The organism is Pseudomonas sp. R62 (assembly GCF_000257605.1).
Classification (GTDB): Bacteria; Pseudomonadota; Gammaproteobacteria; order Pseudomonadales; family Pseudomonadaceae; genus Aquipseudomonas; species Aquipseudomonas atacamensis.
In genome coordinates, this window is sequence record NZ_JH635998.1 from 1,708,360 (window position 1) to 1,710,848 (window position 2,489).

Annotated in this window: 1 protein-coding gene; it reads left to right on the forward strand. The window is 60.0% G+C overall.

Annotated elements, in window-relative coordinates; translation table 11 throughout:
- Positions 1-196: 196 nt before the first annotated feature.
- On the forward strand, positions 197-2,489 hold a 2,293-nt coding region (locus OQK_RS08855), incomplete at its 3' end, for a penicillin-binding protein 1A (RefSeq protein WP_443216329.1).

The window sequence follows — 2,489 nt, forward strand, 5'->3', positions numbered from 1 at the left end:
TGAGTTACGGACTCTGTAATACGCATTGCGTTCCTTCACCCCCGTCTTGACAGAAGCGCCAATGACGCCTCCGACGGAAAAGTGCTTATAATGCCCAGCGATTTTTTCCGCTTTTTACTGCCCGCGCGGATGGCTCTGTGTGTAACCGCAGCCCCGTGCCAAATTCATTCTTTGCCCTGGATGTCCAAAAGCCTTGATTCGTCTGCTGAAATTTTTCGGTTGGTCCATCGTCGCCGTTTTCTGCGGACTGCTCTTAGGTCTCAGCGGCGCCTTTCTTTACCTTAGTCCGGGTTTGCCGTCTGTGGAGGCGCTGAGAAGCATTCAGTTGCAGATTCCTCTGCGCGTCTACAGCAGCGACAACAAGTTGATCGCAGAATTTGGCGAAATGCGCCGTACACCGATCCGTTTCGCCGACATTCCGCCCAATTTCATCAATGCGTTACTAAGTGCTGAAGACGACAATTTTGCCAATCACTATGGCGTCGATCCGAGCAGCCTGATGCGTGCGGCAACGCAATTGGTCAAGAGTGGGCACATTCAGTCCGGCGGCAGCACCATCACCATGCAGGTGGCGAAGAACTTCTTTCTCACCAGTGAGCGCAGCTTCTCGCGTAAAACTACGGAAATCCTGCTGGCCCTGCAGATCGAACGGCAGCTGACCAAGGACGAGATCCTTGAGCTGTACGTCAACAAGATCTACCTGGGTAACCGTGCCTACGGCATCGAGGCGGCGGCGCAGGTGTATTACGGCAAATCGATCCGTGACATCAGCCTCGCGCAGATGGCGATGATCGCCGGCCTGCCGAAAGCTCCGTCGCGCTTCAACCCGCTGGCCAACCCTGCGCGCAGCAAAGAACGCCGCGACTGGATCCTCGGGCGCATGTACAAGCTGGGCAAGATCAGCGAAGCCGACTACACCGCCGCGATCAACGAGCCGCTGAACGCCAGCTACCACGTGCCGACCCCGGAAGTGAACGCACCGTATATCGCCGAAATGGCCCGCGCCGAAATGGTCGGCCGTTATGGCAGCGAGGCCTACACCGAAGGCTTCCGCGTCACCACCACAGTGCCAAGCAACCTGCAGGAAATGGCCAACACCGCACTGCACGAAGGTTTGATGACCTACGATCAGCGCCACGGCTACCGTGGCCCCGAGTCGCGCCTGCCGGGCAAGACCCGCGAAGCCTGGGCCAGCGAACTGACCAAGCAGCGCACCATCAGCAGTCTCGAACCTGCGATCGTCACCCAAGTCGATAAAACCGGACTGCAAGTGTTGACCCGCACTGGTGAAGAGCACGTTGCCTGGGACACGATGAAATGGGCGCGACCGTTCCTCAACACCAACAGCATGGGCGCCAACCCGCGCCAGCCGTCGGATGTCGCGCAGGTCGGTGATCTGATCCGCGTACAGCGCCAGACCGACAATTCGCTGAAATTCAGCCAGATTCCCCAGGCTCAGGGCGCACTGGTGTCGCTGGATCCGCAGAATGGTGCGATCCGTTCGCTGGTGGGTGGCTTCGCTTTCGAGCAGAGCAACTACAACCGCGCCATGCAGGCCAAGCGTCAGCCGGGTTCGAGCTTCAAGCCGTTCGTCTACAGTGCCGCGCTGGATAATGGCTACACCGCTGCCAGCCTGGTCAACGATGCGCCGATCGTGTTCGTCGACGAGTACCTGGACAAGGTCTGGCGCCCGAAGAACGACACCAACACCTTCCTCGGCCCGATCCGCCTGCGTGAAGCGCTGTACAAGTCGCGCAACCTGGTGTCGATCCGCCTGTTGCAGGCCATGGGCGTGGGCAAGACCATCGACTACATCACCCGCTTCGGCTTCAACAAGCAGGACCTGCCGCCGAACCTGTCGCTGGCACTCGGCACCGCAACGCTGACACCAATGGAAATCGCCACTGGCTGGAGCACTTTCGCCAACGGCGGCTACAAGATCACCCCGTACATCATCGACAAGATCGAAAGCCGTAACGGCGACACGCTGTTCATCGCCAACCCGCCGACCGTGCCACAGGGTGGTTCGGCGACCGACGGTATCGCTGCGCCAGCCACCGAGTCGTTCACGGTCAACGCCACACCGGTTGCCGGTGAAGCGCCCGGCAATCCGGCAGTGCCGCAAGCGCCGGCCGTGGCCGAGCGGATTGTCGATGGACGTACCACCTACATCCTCAACAGCATGCTGCAGGACGTAATCAAACTCGGCACCGGCCGCCGTGCACTGGCCATGGGCCGCAGCGACATCGCCGGCAAGACCGGTACCACCAACGAATCGAAAGATGCCTGGTTCTCCGGTTACAACGCTGATTACGTCACCACGGTATGGACCGGTTTCGACCAGCCGGAAAGCCTCGGTCGCCGTGAGTTCGGTGGCACCGTGGCGCTGCCGATCTGGATGAATTACATGTCGGCCGCGCTGAAAGACAAGCCGCCGCATGTGCAGCCTGAGCCAGAAGGCTTGCTTAGCCTGCGGGTAGACCCGGTCA